This is a genomic window from Starkeya sp. ORNL1 (genome assembly GCF_012971745.1).
In the GTDB taxonomy this organism is placed as follows: Bacteria; Pseudomonadota; Alphaproteobacteria; order Rhizobiales; family Xanthobacteraceae; genus Ancylobacter.
In genome coordinates this window covers 4,442,448-4,462,929 of sequence record NZ_CP048834.1, presented here as the reverse complement: position 1 = coordinate 4,462,929, position 20,482 = coordinate 4,442,448, and the positions used below count along the sequence as shown (strand labels likewise).

Here is a 20,482-nt window from a genome sequence, read left to right as displayed (position 1 = left end):
ATGGCGACGCTGCTGTTTGCCGAACATGACGACGCCACGCTGAATGCCGTCACCGCCAAGGCGCTCACCGCTGCCGTGGCGCTGGGCGCGCCGGTGCATGTGCTGGTGGCCGGCGGCAATGCCCGCCCCGCCGCCGAGGCCGCCGCCAGGCTCGACGGCGTCGCCGAGGTGCTGCTGGTGGATTCCCCGCTCTATGCGCACCGCCTCGCCGAGCCGCTCGCCGCGCTCGGGGTTGCGTTGGCCCCGAATTATGACGCCCTGCTCGCGCCTTCGAGCGCGACCTGGAAGAGCGTGATGCCGCGCATCGCCGCGCTGCTCGACGTCATGCAGCTCTCGGACATCTCCAAGGTGGTGGCGCCCGACACCTTCGAGCGCGCCATCTATGCCGGCAACGCCATCCAGCGCGTGCGCTCTTCCGAGGCGAAGAAGGTCATCACCGTGCGCACCGCGTCCTTCGCGGCGGCCGGTGAGGGTGGAGCCGCGCCGATCCGCGCCGTGGACCCGGCGGCCGACCCCGGCCTGTCGCGCTTCCTCAGCGAGAACATCGCCCATATGGACCGGCCGGAGCTCACCGCCGCCCGGCTCATCGTCTCGGGCGGGCGCGCGCTCGGCTCCTCGGAGAATTTTCACAAGCTGATCGAGCCGCTGGCCGATGCGCTGGGCGCCGCGGTTGGCGCTTCGCGCGCCGCGGTCGATGCCGGCTACGCCCCGAATGACTGGCAGGTCGGCCAGACTGGCAAGGTGGTCGCGCCGGAGCTTTATGTCGCGGTCGGCATTTCCGGCGCCATCCAGCATCTGGCCGGCATGAAGGATTCCAAGGTCATCGTCGCCATCAACAAGGACGAGGAAGCCCCGATCTTCCAGGTGGCGGACTATGGCCTGGTCGGCGACCTGTTCGAGATCGTGCCGGCGCTCACCGCGGAAATTGCCAAAGCGAAAGCCTGACAGTCATTATAACGACATTCATCAGTCGCCGCGCACAGTGCAAGCTGGGGTCGGCGTTGGTAACGACCTTTCGGGAAGGCTGCGGGCAGCATCATGGCGTTCGAGATCAAGAGCATCGGCATCATCGGCGCCGGCCAGATGGGCAACGGCATCGCGCATGTCTGCGCGCTTGCCGGCTATGAGGTGATCCTCAACGACCTTGCCGCCGACCGCATCAAGTCGGGGCTTGCCACCATCAATGGCAACATGGTCCGCCAGGTGTCCAAGGGGATGTACAGCGAGGAAGAGCGGCAGGCCGCGCTCGCCCGCATCCAGGGTTCCGACAAGACCGCCTCGCTTGCCGATGCCGACCTCGTCATCGAGGCGGCGGTGGAAAAGGAAGAGATCAAGCGGCGCATCTTCACCGAGGTGTGCCCGCATCTGAAGCCGGAGGCGATCCTCGCCACCAACACTTCCTCCATCTCCATCACCCGGCTCGCCGCCTCCACCGACCGGCCGGAGCGCTTCATCGGCATCCACTTCATGAACCCGGTGCCGATCATGCAGCTCGTCGAGCTGGTGCGCGGCATAGCCACCGAGGACGAGACCTTCGAACTGTCGAAGGAGTTCGTCACCCGGCTGGGCAAGACCTATGCGGTGTCGGAGGATTTCCCGGCCTTCATGGTCAATCGCATTTTACTGCCGATGATCAACGAGGCGATCTACACGCTCTATGAGGGCGTCGGCTCGGTGGATGCCATCGACACCGCGATGCGGCTTGGGGCCAACCATCCGATGGGCCCGCTCCAGCTCGCCGACTTCATCGGGCTGGATACGTGCCTCTCCATCATGCAGGTGCTGCATGAGGGTCTGGCCGATTCCAAGTACCGCCCGTGCCCGTTGCTGGTGAAATATGTCGAGGCCGGCTGGCTCGGCCGCAAGACCCAGCGCGGCTTCTACGACTACCGCGGCGAGAAGCCGATCCCGACCCGCTGAGGTTTGGGGGCTTGAAGCCCAAGACCACCGTCATCCCCGGCCTCGTGCCGGGGATCTCGATTCCTGACAGCGCATCGGGAATCGAGATGGCCGGGACAAGCCCGGCCATGACGGGGAATTGGACCGCTTTACCTATCCCGCTCACACCGCTTCAACCCTGCACCATCTCCACCGGCACGCCCCGCGCGATTGAATTGGCGACGGTGGAGGTCTCCTTGGCCCGCTTGAGCAGGCCGGCAATGTCGGCGTTAGTGTCGAGGCTGGTGACATCCACCTTCATCACCGCACCGGTCGCGAGCAGCGGAGCGCCCTCGAAGCTCACCTCGACCGCCACCCGGATCGACGCCAGGCGGATGCCCATCTCGTGCGCGACATAGTGCAGGTCGTTGCACATGCACCCGCCAATGGCGAGGCCGAGCAGTTGCCCGCCATTGAAACCGAGCCCCATGCCGCCCGCTTTGCCCTCCGGCCGGTCGACGACGATGGTATGGTCGCCGGCCCAGCCGACCGCCGCCTGGGTGTCCGGAATGCTGCGCAGCTCGACGGTCATGGTCGGCATGTAAGGCTCCCGGCTTGTTGCGCGCCGGAACCGATGGTCCCAGAAGCCGGGTAGCGCTTCAAGGACCAGCGCTTCAGGGACGACGCCCGAAGACCGGCTTGCCGCGCACCATGCCCGCCAGCATCCGCCCCGGACGCCCGTCGATCGCGGCAAGGCCGAGCGCGATCAGGCCGAAGCCGGCGAACTCGCGCGGCTCCAGCGCCTCGCCGAGCACCAGCGCGCCGAGCAGGATCGCGCTCACCGGCACCAGGAAGGTGACCAGCGAGATATTGGTCGCCCCATTCCGCGCCAATATGCGGAAATACATGATGAAGGCGATGCCGGTCGACAGCACGCCAAGCGCGGTGACCGCCGCCAGCACGTGGGTGGACGGGGTCGGCAATTCCCACGGCCGCTCGATCAGCGCAACCAGCGGCGCCAGGATCAGGGTCGAGGCGGTGAGCTGGCCGATGGCGACGCCGAGCGGCGGTAGCGCGCGGAAGCGCTTGCCATAGACGCTGGCGCAGCCATAGGAAATCGTCGCCGCGATGGCGGCGAGCTGCGCGGGAAGCTGGTGGCCGCCGAGTTGGCCGAGCAGCGCCGGCCCCATCATCACCGCGACGCCGGCAAAGCCCAGCCCCACCCCGACGAGCCGCGAGGGGGTGAGCTTCTCGTCGCGCGTGAAGGCCTGCGCCACCAGCACGGTGAAGAGCGGGGTCGCGGCATTGAGGATGGAGGACAGCCCGCTCGGAATATGCTGCTGCGACCAGGCGATGAGGCCGAACGGGATGACGTTCGAAATCAGCCCCAGGATCGCGAAGGCCCTGGCCAGCGGCCAATCCAGCGGGATGCTGACGCCCCGGATCCGCGCAATGAAGACCAGCGCCAGCGCTCCGATGCCGACGCGCGCCAGCACCATGGTCAGCGGCGGGATCTCGGCGATGGCGATCTTGCCGAAGAAGAACGAGCCGCCCCAGATCACCGACAGCAGCACCAGGGCTGCCCAGTCGAGCGGCGCCATGGGAGCGGGGGCGGATGGGGCACGCGAAGACATGGGCGGCACTGCCGTTGCGGGAGCGGACTGTTAGACCGCCCCGGCCGGGAGCGCCACCCGAAATCGCTCACGCCGCCGCCGCAAGGCTCGCCATCATGCAGGAAAGCCAGTCGCCCTCAGTTCGTCGCCGCCTTGGTCTCCACCGCGGCGCGGATCAGCGCCAGCGCGTCGGGGCTCGACCATTCCGCCGGGCCGGCGACACTGCCGATCTCGCAGCCCTTGCCATCAACCAGCAGCGTGGTCGGCAAGCCGAAGCCGCGCCCCACCGCACGCAGATCCTGGAAGGCCTGCGCCTTGGGATCGGCATAGAAGGCGAGGTTCCTGACCCCGATCTCCTCCAGGAACTGCTTCGGCTTGGCCGGATCGCGGGTGTCGATGTTCAGCGCCACCACCTCGAAATTCTTGCCGCCCATCTCGCCCTGGAGCTGGTCGAGCGCCGGCATCTCCTTGCGACACGGCGCGCACCAGGTGGCCCAGAGGTTCACCAGCCGCACTTCGCCGGCGGCGACCTCGGCAAGCCGCAGCGATTTGCCCTCGGCGTTCTGGAAGGCGAGGTCCGGCACCCGGCGGGGCGTGGTGGTCGGGGCGAAGGCGGCGACCTCGCCCTTGGCGAGCGGGGCGATGCGGCGCGCGGTCTCGCTGGCCGAGGCGCATTCGGGATCGGCGGCCACCGAGGCACCGGCCTCGGGCGCGACGACGGCGACGCCATCGCCGTTGCGCCCCGTGCCCGCGATCCCGTATACGCCTGCGAACCCGACGAGCGCGCCGGCCACCAGTGCGCCCGCGACCACGAGCACGGCCCGCCCGCGACGCGGTTCCTGCCCGCTGGTCGTTCCGGGTTCCTCGGTCATCGCTGGTCCTCGCGGAGAATAAGCATGAGCAACAAGATGTGGGGCGGCCGGTTCGAGACCGGACCTGCAGCTATCATGGAGGAGATAAACGCCTCCATCGGTTTCGACCAGCGCCTCTACGCCCAGGACATCGCCGGCTCGAAGGCACATGCAGCCATGCTGGCGACGCAGGGCATCATCGAGCCGAGTGATGCCGAAAAGATCGTCGCCGGTCTAGACACGATCCTGTCAGAGATCGAGGGCGGCTCCTTCACCTTCCAGCGCTCGCTGGAAGACATTCACATGAATGTCGAATCCCGCCTCGCCGGGCTGATCGGCGCCTCCGCCGGGCGCTTGCACACCGCGCGCTCGCGCAACGACCAGGTGGCGACCGATTTCCGGCTCTATGTGCGCGACACCATCGACACGCTGGACGCCCAGCTCGCCGATCTGCAGCGCGCGCTCGCCGAAAAGGCGCTGGATCATGCCGCAACCGTGATGCCCGGCTTCACCCATCTGCAGACCGCGCAGCCGGTGACCTTCGGCCACCATCTGCTGGCCTATGTCGAGATGTTAGGGCGCGACCGCGGGCGCTTTGCGGACGCCCGCGCACGCCTCAATGAGTGCCCTCTGGGTGCCGCGGCACTCGCCGGCACCTCCTTCCCGATCGACCGCTTCGCCACCGCCAAGGCGCTCGGCTTCGACCGGCCGACGGCGAATTCGCTGGATTCGGTGTCGGATCGCGACTTCGTGCTGGAGACGCTGTCGAGCGCGGCGATCTGCGCCATGCACCTCTCGCGCTTCGCCGAGGAAGTGGTGATCTGGACCTCGCCGCTGGTCGCCCTGCTCAAGCTCTCCGACCGCTTCACCACCGGCTCGTCCATCATGCCGCAGAAGCGCAATCCGGACGCCGCCGAACTGGTGCGCGCCAAGATCGGCCGCATCGCCGGCGCCTTCTCGGGCCTGTTGATGGTGATGAAGGGCCTCGCGCTGGCCTATGCCAAGGACATGCAGGAAGACAAGGAAGGCGCCTTCGACGCGCTCTCCACCTTGTCGCTGATGATCGCCGCCACCGCCGGCATGGTGCGCGACGCGGTGCCGGACGAGAACCGCATGAAAGCGGCGGCCGGCTCCGGCTATTCCACCGCGACGGACCTTGCCGACTGGCTGGTGCGCGTGCTCGGCCTGCCGTTCCGTGACGCACACCACGCCACCGGCCGCATCGTCGCGCTGGCGAGCGGCAAGGGCATCGCCTTGCACAAGCTGACGCTTGCCGAGATGCAGGAAATCGAGCCGCGCATCACGAGTGAGGTGTTCGGCGTGCTCTCGGTGTCGAAGTCGGTGGCAAGCCGGGTTTCCTATGGCGGCACCGCGCCGAAGAACGTCCGCGCCCAGGCCAAGCGGTGGCTGAAGCAGTTGGGGTAGCTCTGCTTCAGCATCCTTCGAGGCTCGCTATGCTCGCACCTCAGGATGAGGTTGTTCTTTAACACGACCTCATCCTGAGGTGCCGGCCAGAGGCCGGCCTCGAAGGATGCTCACGCAGGACGACTCACGTCCGCCGCCCCAGCAGCCGCAGCGCGTTCATCGTCACCAGCACCGTCGCCCCGGTGTCGGCGAGGATGGCGGGCCAAAGCCCCGTGATGCCGAGGATGGTCGTCACCAGGAACACCGCCTTCAGCCCCAACGCGATGACGATGTTCTGCTTGATGTTCGCCATGGTACGGCGGGCGAGATCGATCATCGCCGCGACATCCGCCACCCGACCGTGCAGCACAGCGGCGTCCGCGGTCTCCAGCGCCACGTCGGTGCCGCCGCCCATGGCGATGCCGACATCGGCCGCGGCGAGCGCCGGCGCGTCATTGATGCCGTCGCCAACCTGCGCCACCTTTAGCCCCTGCTTTTGAAGCTCGCCAACGATGCGCAGCTTGTCAGCCGGCATCAGTTCGGCCCGCGCCTCGATGCCGAGCGCCGAGCCGACCGCCTGCGCGGTGCGGGCATTGTCGCCGGTCAGCATCAGCATGCGCACGCCGGCGGCGGCGAGCGCCTTGAGGCCGGCGGCGGCATCCGGGCGCGGCTCGTCGCGCATGGCGATCAGGCCGGCCGCGGCATCGTCCACCAGCAGCACGGCGACGGTCTTGCCCTCGGCCTGCAGCGCATCAATCCGCGCCTGCGCACCCGCCAATGAGGTGCGCGCGCCGGCCGCCCGCGGCGAGCCGAGGAACAGCACGCGACCTTCCACAATGCCGCTCACCCCTTCGCCGCCCAAAGCTGCCGCCTCGCGCACCGCCGGGATGGCGACGCCGCCCTCGGACGCACGAGCGAGGATCGCCGCTGCCAGCGGATGGCTGGATCCGCTCTCCAACGCCGCGGCCAGCCGCAGCACCTCGGGCTCAATGAGCGCGAGCCCGGCAATATCCGTCACCTTCGGCTTGCCCTCGGTGAGGGTGCCGGTCTTGTCGAACGCCACCGCATCGATGCCCCGCAGCGTCTCCAGCACTGCGCCGCCCTTGATCAGCAGCCCATGCCGAGCGCCGAAGGCCAGCGCCGCGGCAATCGCCGCCGGCGTCGAGATAACCAGCGCGCACGGGCAGCCGATCAGCAATATGGCGAGGCCCTTATAGATCCACGCGTCCCAGCCGGCTCCGAAGAACAGCGGCGGCACCACAGCGACCAGTACCGCCAGCAGCACCACGAAGGGGGTGTACCAACGCGAGAAGCTGTCGATGAAGCGCTCGGTCGGCGCCTTGCTCTCCTGTGCTTCCTCCACCAGCCGCACCACGCGGGCGATGGTGTTGTCCGAAGCCGGTGTGGTGGCGCGGATGGTCAGCGCCGCCTCGCCATTCACCGTGCCCGCGAACACGCTGTCGCCCGTCGCCTTGCGGACGGGGACGCTCTCGCCGGTCACCGGCGCCTCGTCCACAGAGCTCGCGCCCTCGATCACCGTGCCGTCGGCGGGGATGCGCTCGCCGGGGCGCACCAGGATCAGCGCGCCGACGGCAACCTGCTCGGCCGGCACTTCGCGGGTGATGCCGTTCTCGACCAGCAGCGCGGTTTTCGGCACCAAGGCGGTCAACGAGCGGATGCTGGCGCGGGCGCGGCCGGCGGCGACGCCCTCCAGCAATTCGCCGACCAGGAACAGGAACACCACCATGGCGCCTTCCTCGCCGGCGCCTATGATGACCGCGCCGACCGCGGCAACCGTCATCAGCATCTCGATCGAGAAGGGCGAACCCGCCATCGCCGCGGCGACGGCACGGCGGGCGATCGGGATCAGCCCAACCAGCATGGCGGCGGTGAAGACATAAAGGTCCAGCCCCGGCCAGATCCGCCCGATGCCATAGGCGGCGACCACGGCGAGACCGCAGGCAATGGCCAGCCGCCCCTTGGCGGTGGCGTACCAGGCACCTTCCTCGGTGCCGTGGTCATGGCCATGCATGCCGGAGACTTCGGGCTGCCTGGCGCCATGATCGTGATGGTCATGAGCGTGGTCATGACCGGCGTGATCATGGTCGTGGCCGGCATGGTCGTGATCATGATGGTCGTGATCGTGCGGGGTCGGCGGCACCGGCGCCGGCACGTCGCGATTCAGCGGCGCGATGCCGTAGCCGAGGCCGGTCACGCAGCTCTCGATCTCGGCGACGACAGTGCCGGCGTGGCGCACCGTCATGGTGCCGGCCATCACCGAGACCGAAACCTCCTCGACGCCGTTGATACGGCGCACCGCCCGGTCGATCTTGGTGGCGCAGCCGGCGCAGTCCATGCCCTCGACGCGGAAGCGCTGCTGCTGAGCGGAAATCGTCATCGTCCCGGTCCCTTGCGTGATCCGGCAGGGAACCTACATCCTCTAGCGACTAGAGGAGCAAGAGCCAAAATGCAGGGCGCGATCCATTCCATCGGCGAGGCGGCCAGGGCGAGCGGCGTCAAGGTGCCGACCATCCGCTATTATGAGGAGATTGGCCTGTTGCTCGCCCCGGTGCGCACCGAAGGCGGGCGCCGCGCCTTCGGCGAGGCCGAGATGCGCCGCCTCGCCTTCATCCGCCATGCCCGCGAACTCGGCTTCGAGATCGACGCCATCCGCACCTTGCTGGCCTTGCAGGACGACCCCCACCAGTCCTGCGCCGCTGCCGACGCCATTGCGAGCGCGCGCCTCATCGAAGTGGAACAGCGCATCGCCAGCCTGATCGCGCTGCGCGCCGAATTGCAGCGCATGGTCGAAGGCTGCGCCCACGGCCATGTCGCCGAATGCCGGGTGATCGAGATCCTCGCCGACCATGGCGAGTGCCGTCACCATCACAAAACCTCGTAAGTTGTCGTCCCGGACGCGCCGCAGGCGCGAGCCGGGATCGTCCGCGGAATGAGGCGCGATCCCGGCTCTCCGCTTCGCTTCGGCCGGGATGACGATTTGATTGGATGAGGGATTACGCCTTCACCCGCTCCATCTTCGGATCATAAAGCGGCGCCAGGAACACCGTGGCCGGCACCCGCTCGCCCGCCACCTCCAGCTCATAGCTGCCGGCCCGCACATAGTCCGCGTCGACCCCGCCGGGATCGCGCACATAGCCGTAACCGATGCTCTTGCCGAGCGTATGGCCGAAGCCGCCGCTCGCCAGCCAGCCGGCGCGGCGACCATCGCGGAAGATGGTCTCGCGGCCGAGCAGCACGATGGCCGGATCGACCGTGAAGCCGGCGAGCAGCCGCGGCAGCGGCTTCGCCTTCTGCACTTCGAGCGCGTCGCGGCCGAGAAACGGCACATCGGATTTCAGCTTCACCGCCCAGCCGAGACCCGCGACCAGCGGCGAATGGTCCGGCCCGATCTCCGCGCCCCAGGCGCGATAGCCCTTCTCCAGGCGCAGTGTCTCGATGGCGCGATAGCCGGCAAGGCTCAGACCATGCGGCGCGCCCGCCGCCAGCAGGGCTTCGAACACGGTCGCCGTGTATTCAGTCGGGACGTGCAGTTCCCACCCCAGTTCGCCGACATAGGTGATGCGCAGCGCCAGCACCGGCGCGCCGGCGATGCTGATGGTGCGGCAGGTGGCGAACGGGAAGGCGGCATTGGAAACGTCGTCCGGCGTGCAGGCGGCGAGGACGTCGCGGGCACGCGGGCCGAACAGGCTCAGCACCGCGCGCGACGAGGTGACGTCGCTCAGCCGTGCATCGAGCCCCGCCGGGATGTTGCTCGCGATCCAGTGCGCGTCATGCGTCGCAAAGCCGGTGCCGGTGACGATGTAGAAGCGGTCCTCGCTGAGCCGCGCGACGGTGAGATCGCACTCGATGCCGCCGCGCGCATTCAGCAACTGCGTATAGGTCAGCGCGCCCGGCGGCCTGGCGATATTGTTGGCGCAGAGGAAGGACAGTGCCGCCTCGGCATCCTTGCCCTCCACGAGATATTTGGCGAACGACGTCTGGTCGAACAGCGCCACCCGCTCGCGGCAGGCCGTGTGCTCGCGCCCGACTGCCTCGAACCAGTTCGGCCGCTCGAAGGAATAGCGGTCGCGCGCCTCCTCGCCGGGGGCGGCGAACCAGTTGGCGCGCTCCCAGCCCAGCTTCTCGCCGAACACCGCGCCCGATTCCTTCAGCCGCTCATAGAGCGGTGAGCGGCGCAACGGCCGGCCGCTGTCGAACTCCTCCGACGGCCACGCCATGGTGTAGTGGCGGCCATAGGCCTCCAGCGTGCGGGTGCGCACCCAGCCCTCGCCCCGATGGTTGGAGCCGAAGCGGCGGATATCGACCGGCCACAGGTCGAACGGCGGCGCGCCGGTCGCCACCCATTCGGCGAGCGCCATGCCGGCGCCGCCGCCGGACGCGATACCGAACGCGTTGAAGCCGGCGCCGACATAGACGCCCTTCACTTCCGGTGCCGGGCCGAGGATGAAATTGCCGTCGGGCGTGAAGCTTTCCGGCCCGTTGATGAGTTGCTTGATGCCCGCCGTCTCCAGCGCCGGCACGCGGCCGAGCATGAGCTGCATGATCGGCTCGAAGTGGTCCCAATTCTCCTCGAGCAGCGAGAAATGGAAGCCCTCGGGAATACCGCGCTCGGCCCAGGGGATCGGGTTCGGCTCATAGCCACCCGCCACCAGCCCACCGACCTCCTCCTTGTAATAGGTCAGGCGATCGGGATCGCGGAGCGTCGGCAGGTTGCGCGGCACGCCTTGGATCGGCTCGGTGACGATATATTGGTGCTGCACCGGCACCAGCGGGATGTTCACCCCCGCCAGCTTGCCGACCTGCCGTGACCACAGGCCGGCGCAGATGACCAGTTTCTCGCAGGCGATGCGACCCTGATCGGTGACGACGGCAACAACCGCGCCATCCACCACCTCGATCCCCGTCACCGGGACCTGCTCGGCGATGGTCACCCCGCCCATCCGCGCGCCGCGCGCCAGCGCCTGGGCGATGTCGGAGGGGTTGGCCTGCCCGTCGGTCGGCAGGAAGGCAGCGCCCACCACTTCGCCGATCTCCATCAGCGGCCACAGCTCCTGCGCCTCCTTAGGCGTCAGCAACTGCATGTCGAGGCCGAAGCTCTTGGCGGTGGTTGCCTGCCGCTTCACCTCGGTCCAGCGGTCCTGGTTGCAGGCAAGCCGCAGCCCGCCATTCATCTTCCAACCTGTGGCGAGGCCGGTCTCCGCCTCCAGCCTCTTATAGAGATCGACGGATTCGCCGAGCAGCTGGGTGATGCTGGCGCTGGAGCGCAACTGCCCGACGAGGCCCGCCGCATGCCAGGTAGAGCCCGAAGTCAGCCGGTTGCGCTCCAGCAGGATCACATCGGTCCAGCCCATCTTGCCGAGATGATAGGCGACGGAGCAGCCGACAATGCCGCCGCCGATGATGACGACGCGGGCGGAAGAAGGAAGGTCGGGCATCTATCGATCCATCTCGTTGAAGCGGGCGAGCGCCGCATCGTACCGCCGGAGGTTCTCATCCGTGTAGGCGCGATAGTCGAAATCGATGGTCGAGTGGATTTCCGACACCATGCTCCACATCGCCTCGCGCAGCAGCGAGGCGGTCAGCATGGCCTGGAAGCGCCGGCGCAGCCCGTCATCCGCCGGCTGGCCGTAATAGATTTCGAGCAAGGCGTCCTCTTCCGCCGGCGTGAAGCCGGCGTTGGAGGCAAGCCCGCCCAGATCGAACAGCGGCGTGTTGAAGCCGGCATAATCCCAATCGACCAGCCAGAGCCGCCGGCCGTCATCGATGAAATTGGCCGGCAGCAGGTCATTGTGCCCAAACACGATCTCGACGGCGCCGACCGCCGCCTCCAGCCGCTCCGCAGTGGCGAGCAAGGCCGGCAGCGCCGCGGCGTAGGGTGATCCCGCCTCCCCGAGCGTCGCCGCATAGTCGCGGATGACGTGGAACACCCAGAATATCGGCATAGGCCCGCGCAGATGCCGGGGGATGTCGCGGTGCGTGCGCCTCACCAGTTCGACCACGCGCGGCAGCTCAGCGCGCACGTCGTCCGCTGTGAAGGTCCGCCCCTCGATGAAATCGAGCACCATCGCACCCGGCTCGGCATGGATCACGGCGGGCGAGACCCCGGCCGCATGGGCGGCGCGGCTGGCCGCGAGCTCGGCAAAGCGGAGAATGCCGTGGACCGGGATGTCGTGGCCGATGCGCACCGCATAACGCCGGCCACCATCCTCGACGAGGAAATTGGTGTTGGTGATGCCGCCTTTCAGCGGCACCGGCTCCACCGGCCCCCGCCAGAAGGCGAGGCCGCGTACGCGGGCGGCGGCGGCTTCGGCATCCATTGCGTCCGGCGATTCCGTTTGGGTCCCTCCATTACTATGCCGGCCACCGGGGCGGCTGGCTATTGCGGGATTTGGCGCGGGCGGTGCTCTGTTTGAGCATCCTTCGAGGCTCGCTGACGCTCGCACCTCAGGATGACGTCGTTCTATAAAGCCACGTCATCCTGAGGTGCCCGGCAAAGCCGGGCCTCGAAGGATGTTGAAGCAGAGGCGCGCCATCCTCCCAGCCGCAACGGAGCCCCGGATGACCCAACCCGAAGAGCCATTCGAAGAGATCGAGCTGCGCGCCGGCGACGCCGTCGCCCGGGTGCTGAGCTTCGGCGCGGTGCTGCACGACCTCATCGTCCCCGCCCCCAGCGGGCCGCGCCGCGTCGTGCTGGGCTTTGAGGATGCTGAACTCTACCGCACCAATCCGCCGCATCTCGGCGCCACCTGCGGGCGCGTCGCCAACCGCATCGGCAAGGGCCGCTTCACGCTGGACGGTACGACCTACCAATTGGCGCTGAACGAGAGGGGACGCACCCATCTTCACGGCGGCGAGCGCGGCTTCGATCGCCGGCCGTGGCGAATCCTTGCCCGCGACGCTGCCTCCGTCACACTGGGACGCACCTCGCCGGACGGTGAGGAAGGCTATCCCGGAACGGTCGAGGTCCGCTGCACCTACCGCCTGTGCGCACCCGGTACGCTGCGCATCGAGATGGAAGCGACGACCGACCGGACCACGCCGGTCAATCTCGCTCACCACTCCTATTTCACCCTGGAGCCGGGTGCCTCCGTGCGCGGCCTCACGGTCGAGGTCGCCGCCGGGCGCTATACGCCGACCGATGCGGACCTGATCCCGACCGGAGAGATCCTTGGAGTTGCCTCAACCCCATACGATCTCACCACTCCTCGCCGGCTCGATGGCGACGCCACGCATTATGACCTGAACTATGTGCTCGATCGCACGCGCATCGAGCCCGGCGGCGACCGGCTCGCCTTCGCCGCCCGCGCCCGGGCTGCCGATGGCCTGACGCTGGAAGTCTGGACCAGCGAACCCGGCCTCCAGCTCTATGACGGCGCCAAGCTGGCCGAGGGCTCGCACGGCCTCGGTGGCCAGCGCCATGGCGCGCATGCCGGCATCTGCTTCGAGGCGCAGAATTTCCCGGATGCGCCGAACCATCCGGACTTCCCCTCGCCCTGGCTCAGGCCGGGTGAACGCTACCGGCAAGTGACCGAATATCGCTTCGGCTGACGCGCCGCGCGACAAAGCGCGCGCGCTCCGCCTGCACCGCATCGACGATGAAGCCCTCGACTTCCTGCACGCGGCGCAGCGCGTGGATGTCGGCGTGCGTCACCAGCCAGTAGGCGCGCTGGAAGCCGAGGTCCGGCAGCAGCCGGACCAGTTCGTCATGCTCGCGCGCGGCATAGTCGTGAAGGATGCCGATGCCGGCGCCGGCACGCACCGCCTCCATCTGCCCGACCACGCTGGCGCATTCCAGCCGCCGCGCCTCGATCTCGCGGAACGTCTCGAAATAATCGAGCGCCGGGCTATAGACGAGATCCGGCACATAGGTGACGAGCGTGCGCCCGCTGAGCGCCCCTAGATCGCCGACCGGCCCGGTGCGCTCAAGGTAGGCGCGCGACGCATAGACCCCGAGCGTGTAGTCGGTGAGCTTGCGCGCCACCAGCCGCCCCTCCTGCGGGCGCTGCAAGGTGATGGCGATATCGACCTCGCGCTTGGGCAGCGAGAAGCTGCGCGGCAGCGGGGCCAGTTGCACGGTCAGCGCCGCGTGCCGCTCCACCAGCGCGCCGAGCCGAGGCGCCAGGAAATAGGTGCCGAAACCGTCCGGCGCGCCGATCCGCACCGTGCCGGAGAGCGTGAGGTCGACATTGCCGAGCGCGGACTGCGCCTGCAGCATCTCGGTCTCCATGCGCTCGGCATGGTCCAAGAGCCGTTCACCGGCGGGGGTCAGCTCGCACCCCGTGGTGCGGCGCTCGACCAGCTTGGTCTTGAGGCTGGCCTCCAGCGCCCCCAGCCGGCGCCCGACCGTGGCGTGGTCGAGCCCGAGCTGCCGCCCCGCCGCCAGCATCTGCCCGGCACGGGCGACGGCGAGGAAGACGCGTAGATGGTCCCAATCCATGGTCTGCTCATTCCTGCACAACGGATGCGAAATCATCGTCGTTGAAGTGAGGAGTTTCGACAAGCACAAGAACATATGGAATGGCCTGCTGCGCAACCTCATCCTGAGGTGTGAGTGCAGCGTGCCTCGAAGGATGCTGCAGCAGGGCGCGGGGGAGCATCCTTCGAGGCCCGGCTGGCGCCGGGCGCCTCAGGATGAGGTTGCCCGCAACGAGTGAGGAACGGACATGGCAACGATCGGGCATTTCATCGGCGGCAAGACCGTCACCACCAACGGCCGCACCGCACCGGTCTACGATCCCTCGACCGGCGCGCAGTCCGGCGAGGTGCTGCTCGCGTCCGCCGCCACGGTCGACGAGGCGGTGGCGAGCGCCAAGGCGGCGCTGCCGGCCTGGAGCGAGACCCCGACGCTCACCCGCGCCCGCATCATGTTCAAGTACAAGGACCTGCTGGAGCGCAACATCGATGCGCTCGCCACCGCCATCACCAAGGAGCACGGCAAGACCTTCGAGGACGCCAAGGGCGAGGTCACCCGCGGCATCGAGGTCGTCGAGTTCGCCTGCGGCATCCCGCATTTGCTGCGCGGTGACTTCACCGACCAGGTGGCGCGCGGCGTCGACGTGTTCTCGGCCCGCCATCCGGTCGGCGTGTGCGCCGGCATCACCCCGTTCAACTTCCCGGCCATGGTGCCGATGTGGATGTTCCCGGTGGCGATCGCCTGCGGCAACACCTTCGTGCTGAAGCCCTCCGAGAAGGACCCCAGCGCTTCGCTGATCATGGCCGAACTGCTCACTGAGGCCGGCCTGCCGGCCGGCGTGTTCAACGTGGTGCAGGGCGACAAGGAAGCGGTCGACACGCTGCTGACCCATCCGGACATCGCGGCGGTGAGCTTCGTCGGCTCCACCGCGATCGGCGAATATGTCTACAAGACTGCCTGCGCGCACGGTAAGCGCGCCCAGGCGCTGTGCGGCGCCAAGAACCACCTCGTGGTGATGCCCGACGCCGATCTCGACAAGACCGTCGATGCATTGATGGGCGCCGGCTACGGCTCGGCCGGCGAGCGCTGCATGGCGGTCTCGGTGGCGGTGGCGGTCGGCGGCGTCGGCGACGCGCTGATCGACCGGCTGGCGCCGAAGGTGCGCTCGCTGAAGGTCGGCCCCGGCCTCGACCGCGACAGCGAGATGGGCCCGCTGGTGACGAAGGAGCACCTCGCCAAGGTCTCGCGCTACATCGACGAGGGCGTCGCGGCGGGTGCCGAGGTGGTGGTCGATGGCCGCAGCCTCAAGCTGCAGGGCTATGAGGGCGGCTATTTCCTCGGCGGTACGCTGTTCGACCGGGTTACCTCGGACATGAGCATCTACAAGGACGAGATCTTCGGCCCGGTGCTCTCGGTGGTGCGGGTCGAGCGCTATGACGAGGCACTGCGCCTCGTCAACGACCATGAATATGGCAACGGCGCCGCCATCTTCACCCGCGACGGCGACGCCGCCCGCGCCTTCGACCGCGACGCCAAGGCCGGCATGATCGGCATCAATGTGCCGATCCCGGTGCCGGTGGCGTTCCACTCCTTCGGCGGCTGGAAGCGGTCGATCTTCGGCGATCGCAATGTCTATGGCATGGAAGGCGTCGGCTTCTACACCAAGCTGAAGACCACCACCGCCCGCTGGCCGACCGGCATCCGCGAAGGCGCCCAGTTCGTCATGCCGACGACGGGCTAGTTCACCTAACCAACTGCCGTCATCCCGGACGGCCGCAAGGCCGATCCGGGATCGCGCGCAGAAGAGGGCGCACTTTCGGCGCGCGATCTCGGCTCTACGGCTGCGCCTCCGGCCGGGATGACGACATAGGACGAATGTCGGCCCCACATTCGCCTCGCCCGCCACCTTGTGCTATGAGGCGGCCAAACACACCTCATCGACACCATGGCGACCTTGATCGAAAACGCGCCCGCCACCGCGAGCGCCCCTTATGCATTTTCCGACCCCCGGCGTTCGCTCGCCGGGCTGTCGCGCGCTGGGCTCATCGCGGCGCTGGCCGAGCTTGGCCTGCCCGAGCGCGAGCAGCGCATGCGTGCTTCCCAGCTCTGGCACTGGATTTACCTGCGCGGTGCCACCTCGTTCGACGAAATGACCAATATCGGCAAGGGCCTGCGCGCCCAGCTTGTCGAGCATTTCTCCGTGGCCCGCCCGGAAGTGGTGGTCGAGCAGGTGTCTTCCGACGGCACCCGTAAATGGCTGCTGCGGCTGCCGCCCGACATTGCCGGCGACAAGCCGCACGATGTCGAGATGGTCTATATCCCCGAGAGCGACCGCGGCACGCTGTGCGTCTCCAGCCAGGTCGGCTGCACGCTGAACTGCTCCTTCTGCCACACCGGGACCCAGCGACTGGTGCGCAATCTCACCAGCGCCGAGATCGTCGCGCAGGTGATGGTGGCCCGCGACCGCCTCGGCGACTATCCCGGCCGCGAGCGCGCTACCGGCCCCGGCCTGCCCACCGAGGGCGACCGGCTGGTGACCAATATCGTCTTCATGGGTATGGGCGAGCCGCTCTATGCCTATGATTCGGTGGCCGAGGCCATCGAGATACTGGCGGACGGCGAAGGCCTCGGCATCGGCAAGCGCCGCATCACCGTCTCTACCTCCGGCGTGGTTCCCGAGATCGAGCGGCTGGGCCGCGAGGTCGGCCCGATGCTCGCCATCTCGCTGCACGCGGTGCGCGACGATCTGCGTGACGAGCTGGTGCCGATCAACAAGAAGTATCCGCTCAAGGCGCTGCTCGACGCCTGCCGCAACTATCCGGCCGCCTCCAACGCCAAGCGCATCACCTTCGAATACGTCATGCTCAAGGGCGTGAACGATTCACCGGCCGATGCCAAGGCGCTGGTGAAGCTGCTCGCCGGCATCCCGGCCAAGATCAACCTGATCCCGTTCAATCCCTGGCCCGGCACGAAGTATGAGTGCTCGGACTGGGAGACCATCGAGAACTTCTCCGACATCGTGTTCCGCGCCGGATACTCCAGCCCGGTGCGCACGCCGCGCGGCCGCGACATCCTCGCCGCCTGCGGTCAGCTCAAGAGCGAGACCGAGAAGCTCTCGGCGCGCGAGCGCCTCGCCCTGCGTGCCATGGCCGCCACCGCGGAATGACCGGGCCATGATCACCGACGCCATCCTGCGGCTGCTGATGCGCCTCCTCATCGTGCCGCTCGGCTATGTTTGCGGCATGCTGGCGGCGATGGCGGTGGTGGTCATCGGCTATTGGCAGATCGGCAGCCTGCTCGCCGGCGTCGACGAGATCCAGCTGTTCGCGATCCTCGACGCGCTGATGAGCGCGACCATGGCGCTCACTGCCGTGGTCACCACCATGTGGCTGATCGCCAGCATCGGCATCCTGTTCGCCGAGTGTTTCGCGGTGCGCTCCTGGATCTTCCACACCGCCAACGGCGCCATTTCCGCCTGGCTCGGCGCGCAGCTGTTCCAGCCCTATGGCGAGACGCCGGTCCCGTTCGACGGCGATTTCTACATCATCGCCGCGGGCCTCGCCGGCGGGCTCGCTTATTGGCTGGTGGCCGGCTGGAGCGCTGGGTTCTGGAAGCCGGTGACGCCGCCGCGTACCGATGCTTTGCCGGCTCCCCACCCGGCGACCCCGCTGCCGCCGCCGGCCGAGAACGGGCCGCGCCAGACGTGATCTGCGCGCCTGCGCGCGGCAAAAAATCCGCTGTATGACGGTGTTCGTAAGAGCTTCGTCACATGACCGTCAGCCCCTCTTATTAAATTTCCTGAAAGGCCCGCGAAGACGGGCAATTGCGGGACTTGGGGGCTATCTTCATGCCGATCACATTGCGCGTCGCGCTCGCGACGGCGGTGCTTTCTGCGCTCGTTTTGGGCTTTTTCCCCGGTCTGGACCGTGAGGTCGCCCGCTTCTTTTTCGATGCCAGCCTGAACAGTTTCCCGGTCGCCAGCACCGACTGGGGACTGGCGCTGCGCTGGCTCGGCATGTACCTGCCGCAGCTCGGCTGGATGGCGGCGACCGCGGCGATCATCGTCGCCATACTGCGCCCCTCGCGGCCGATGCCGATGCGCCCGACCATCGCCATCTTCCTGATCGTCATCGCGCTCGCGATCCCCGCTCTGGTCGTCAATGCCGGCTTCAAGCAGAATTGGGGCCGCCCGCGTCCGGTGAATGTCGTCGAGTTCGGCGGCAGGCAGGATTTCCGCCCCTGGTGGGACAATTCCGGCAACTGCACCCGCAACTGCTCCTTCATGTCGGGCGAGACCTCGGCCGCGGCGATGCTGGTTGGCGCCGCCACCCTCGCGCCGCCGACCGTCCGCCCCTTCACCATCGCGATTGCCAGCCTCTTCACCCTGCTCACCGGCCTGCTGCGTGTCGCCTTTGGCGGGCACTGGCTGTCCGACGTGCTGCTGGGCGGCAGCGTCTCGGTGCTGCTGATACTGGCGGCGCGGCAGATCATCCTGTTCTCGCGCGGTATCGACGACGACGAGGCGCGCCTCGCCTTGTCGCAGACCGGCTTCCTGCTGCAGGGCTGGCTGCTCGGTATACTGAGGGGCTTCGGCGTACGCACCGGGCGGCTGGTACGCGGCATGCGGCAGACCGGCCTGGCGATGCGGCGCCAATTCGTCCGCGCCGGCAAAGCCTTCCGCCCGGCCCTGTCTGGCGTGGTCAGCTTCGCGCGCATCGTGCGCACGTCCGCGATCGAGCTGCGCGGAGCGCTTTTCCCCGCCAAGACGCGAGCCCCCGCTCCCGCCGAGTGATCGCACGTGGCGATCTCCGCCACCTGGGCGGCGCCCGATTCCCTCGCGGGCTTGCGTCCGTCCGCGCCATCCCTATAGTCCGCGCGCTTTAGAGCATGTTCCGCAAAAGTTGGAAGACTTTTGCGATCAGAACATGCTCCGCGTATTGAATCTGGAGCCCTATCTTGTCGCCCGGATAATTCCATCCGGGCGACAAGATAGGGCTCCAGTGCCCCTCGGCTCTCTCGTGCGGAATATGACATGGCTAGCGACGTCAAGCGGGTTGTGCTCGCCTATTCGGGCGGTCTCGACACCTCGGTAATCCTGAAATGGCTGCAGACCACTTATGGCTGCGAGGTGGTGACCTTCACCGCCGATCTCGGCCAGGGCGAGGAGCTGGAGCCGGCGCGCAAGAAGGCCGAACTGCTCGGCATCAAGCCGGAACACATCTTCATCGAGGATGTGCGCGAGGAATTCGTCTCCGAGTACGTCTTCCCGATGTTCCGGGCCAATGCGCTCTATGAGGGGCTGTATTTGCTCGGCACCTCGATCGCCCGCCCGCTGATCGCCAAGAAACAGATCGAGATCGCCCGCAAGGTCGGCGCCGACGCCGTCGCCCATGGCGCCACCGGCAAGGGCAACGACCAGGTGCGCTTCGAGCTGGCCTATTATGCGCTGGAGCCGGAGATCAAGGTGATCGCGCCGTGGCGCGAATGGGACCTCACCTCGCGCACCCGTCTGCTCGAATTCGCCGAGAGCCACCAGATCCCGATCGCCAAGGACAAGCGCGGCGAGGCCCCGTTCTCGGTCGACGCCAACCTGCTGCACTCCTCCTCGGAGGGCAAGGTGCTGGAGGATCCGGCCGAGGAAGCGCCCGAATACGTTTATCAGCGCACGATTTCCCCGGAAGCCGCGCCCGACAAGGCGACCTACATCACCGTCGATTTCGAGAAGGGCGACCCGGTCGCCATCGACGGCGAGAAGCTCTCGCCCGCCAGCCTGCTGACCAGGCTCAACGAGCTCGGCAAGGCCAACGGCATCGGCCGGCTCGATCTCGTAGAGAACCGCTTCGTCGGCATGAAGTCGCGCGGCGTCTATGAGACCCCCGGCGGCACCATCCTCTTGCAGGCGCATCGCGGCATCGAGAGCATCACGCTCGACCGCGGTGCCGCGCACCTGAAGGACGAGATCATGCCGCGCTATGCCGAGCTGATCTATTACGGCTTCTGGTTCTCGCCGGAGCGCGAGATGCTGCAGGCGCTGATCGACAAGAGCCAGGAATTCGTCACCGGCCAGGTCCGCATCAAGCTCTACAAGGGCAATGTCGAGGTGGTCGGCCGCTCCTCGCCCTACTCGCTCTACAATCAGGACCTCGTCACCTTCGAGGAAGGCGCGGTTGCCTACGACCACCGCGACGCCGCCGGCTTCATCAAGCTGAACGCCCTGCGCCTGCGCACCCTCGGCAGCCGGGCGCGCAAGATCGGGAGCTGAGTCTCCCCCTTTCCGTCATCCCGGCCGAAGCCCGAAGGGC

Annotated in this window: 17 protein-coding genes; 10 read left to right on the top strand and 7 right to left on the bottom strand. The window is 67.7% G+C overall.

Translation table 11 applies throughout. The features are described from left to right. Both G3545_RS21190 and G3545_RS21185 read left to right on the top strand, forming a co-directional pair. Complete coding sequence (locus G3545_RS21190; protein ID WP_170015409.1) at positions 1–945, top strand: electron transfer flavoprotein subunit alpha/FixB family protein; 945 nt, start codon at positions 1–3, stop codon at positions 943–945. Between the two features lie 93 nt (positions 946–1,038). Beyond that, on the top strand, positions 1,039–1,920 hold the full coding sequence (locus G3545_RS21185) for a 3-hydroxybutyryl-CoA dehydrogenase (RefSeq protein WP_170015407.1): 882 nt from the start codon (positions 1,039–1,041) through the stop codon (positions 1,918–1,920). A 151-nt stretch (positions 1,921–2,071) separates the two neighbouring features. On the opposite strand, the gene G3545_RS21180 is transcribed toward G3545_RS21185, so the two are convergent. The 3 genes from G3545_RS21180 to G3545_RS21170 form a co-directional block, all read right to left on the bottom strand. Then, positions 2,072–2,479, bottom strand: a complete 408-nt coding sequence (locus G3545_RS21180; RefSeq protein WP_170015405.1) for an OsmC family protein — start codon at positions 2,477–2,479, stop codon at positions 2,072–2,074. A gap of 73 nt (positions 2,480–2,552) precedes the next feature. Further along, positions 2,553–3,512, bottom strand: coding sequence for a DMT family transporter (locus tag G3545_RS21175; protein ID WP_170015403.1), 960 nt, complete (start codon positions 3,510–3,512; stop codon positions 2,553–2,555). 116 nt (positions 3,513–3,628) lie between these two features. After that, on the bottom strand, positions 3,629–4,363 hold the full coding sequence (locus tag G3545_RS21170) for a TlpA disulfide reductase family protein (protein ID WP_170015401.1): 735 nt from the start codon (positions 4,361–4,363) through the stop codon (positions 3,629–3,631). A gap of 24 nt (positions 4,364–4,387) precedes the next feature. On the opposite strand from G3545_RS21170, the gene argH reads away from it, so the two are divergent. After that, positions 4,388–5,767, top strand: coding sequence for an argininosuccinate lyase (argH, locus tag G3545_RS21165; protein WP_170015399.1), 1,380 nt, complete (start codon positions 4,388–4,390; stop codon positions 5,765–5,767). Positions 5,768–5,891: 124 nt separating this feature from the next. Here the strand turns inward: argH and G3545_RS21160 are convergent, their stop codons facing one another. Beyond that, complete coding sequence (locus G3545_RS21160; RefSeq protein ID WP_170015397.1) at positions 5,892–8,144, bottom strand: heavy metal translocating P-type ATPase; 2,253 nt, start codon at positions 8,142–8,144, stop codon at positions 5,892–5,894. Positions 8,145–8,213: 69 nt separating this feature from the next. On the opposite strand from G3545_RS21160, the gene G3545_RS21155 reads away from it, so the two are divergent. Next, the gene (locus G3545_RS21155) at positions 8,214–8,648 is read left to right on the top strand and encodes a helix-turn-helix domain-containing protein (RefSeq protein WP_170015395.1); all 435 of its coding nucleotides are present in this window, start codon (positions 8,214–8,216) and stop codon (positions 8,646–8,648) included. 112 nt (positions 8,649–8,760) lie between these two features. On the opposite strand, the gene G3545_RS21150 is transcribed toward G3545_RS21155, so the two are convergent. Together G3545_RS21150 and G3545_RS21145 are read right to left on the bottom strand one after the other, a co-directional pair. Beyond that, positions 8,761–11,202: an FAD-dependent oxidoreductase gene (locus G3545_RS21150; RefSeq protein WP_170015393.1), complete on the bottom strand. Its 2,442-nt coding sequence runs from the start codon at positions 11,200–11,202 to the stop codon at positions 8,761–8,763. Further along, on the bottom strand, positions 11,203–12,084 hold the full coding sequence (locus tag G3545_RS21145; RefSeq protein ID WP_170015391.1) for a phosphotransferase: 882 nt from the start codon (positions 12,082–12,084) through the stop codon (positions 11,203–11,205). Positions 12,085–12,325: 241 nt separating this feature from the next. Here G3545_RS21145 and G3545_RS21140 point away from each other — a divergent pair, with 241 nt between their 5' ends. Next, on the top strand, positions 12,326–13,315 hold the full coding sequence (locus tag G3545_RS21140) for an aldose epimerase family protein (protein WP_170015389.1): 990 nt from the start codon (positions 12,326–12,328) through the stop codon (positions 13,313–13,315). Here G3545_RS21140 and G3545_RS21135 read toward each other — a convergent pair. After that, a complete protein-coding gene (locus tag G3545_RS21135; RefSeq protein WP_170015387.1) occupies positions 13,266–14,204 on the bottom strand; it encodes a LysR family transcriptional regulator in 939 nt (312 codons plus the stop codon). The two genes, G3545_RS21140 and G3545_RS21135, sit on opposite strands and share 50 nt — an antisense overlap. A gap of 226 nt (positions 14,205–14,430) precedes the next feature. Here G3545_RS21135 and G3545_RS21130 point away from each other — a divergent pair, with 226 nt between their 5' ends. The 5 genes from G3545_RS21130 (at position 14,431) to G3545_RS21110 (ending at position 20,442) form a co-directional block, all read left to right on the top strand. Beyond that, positions 14,431–15,921, top strand: coding sequence for a CoA-acylating methylmalonate-semialdehyde dehydrogenase (locus tag G3545_RS21130; protein WP_170015385.1), 1,491 nt, complete (start codon positions 14,431–14,433; stop codon positions 15,919–15,921). Between the two features lie 204 nt (positions 15,922–16,125). Next, positions 16,126–17,346 (top strand): 23S rRNA (adenine(2503)-C(2))-methyltransferase RlmN, encoded by a 1,221-nt coding sequence (rlmN, locus tag G3545_RS21125; RefSeq protein WP_246702509.1) that lies wholly within the window; start codon positions 16,126–16,128, stop codon positions 17,344–17,346. A 7-nt stretch (positions 17,347–17,353) separates the two neighbouring features. Continuing rightward, positions 17,354–17,887 (top strand): hypothetical protein, encoded by a 534-nt coding sequence (locus tag G3545_RS21120; protein WP_170015383.1) that lies wholly within the window; start codon positions 17,354–17,356, stop codon positions 17,885–17,887. 140 nt (positions 17,888–18,027) lie between these two features. After that, positions 18,028–18,972, top strand: a complete 945-nt coding sequence (locus tag G3545_RS21115) for a phosphatase PAP2 family protein (protein ID WP_170015382.1) — start codon at positions 18,028–18,030, stop codon at positions 18,970–18,972. 240 nt (positions 18,973–19,212) lie between these two features. Next, on the top strand, positions 19,213–20,442 hold the full coding sequence (locus G3545_RS21110; RefSeq protein WP_170015380.1) for an argininosuccinate synthase: 1,230 nt from the start codon (positions 19,213–19,215) through the stop codon (positions 20,440–20,442). Positions 20,443–20,482: the final 40 nt, after the last annotated feature.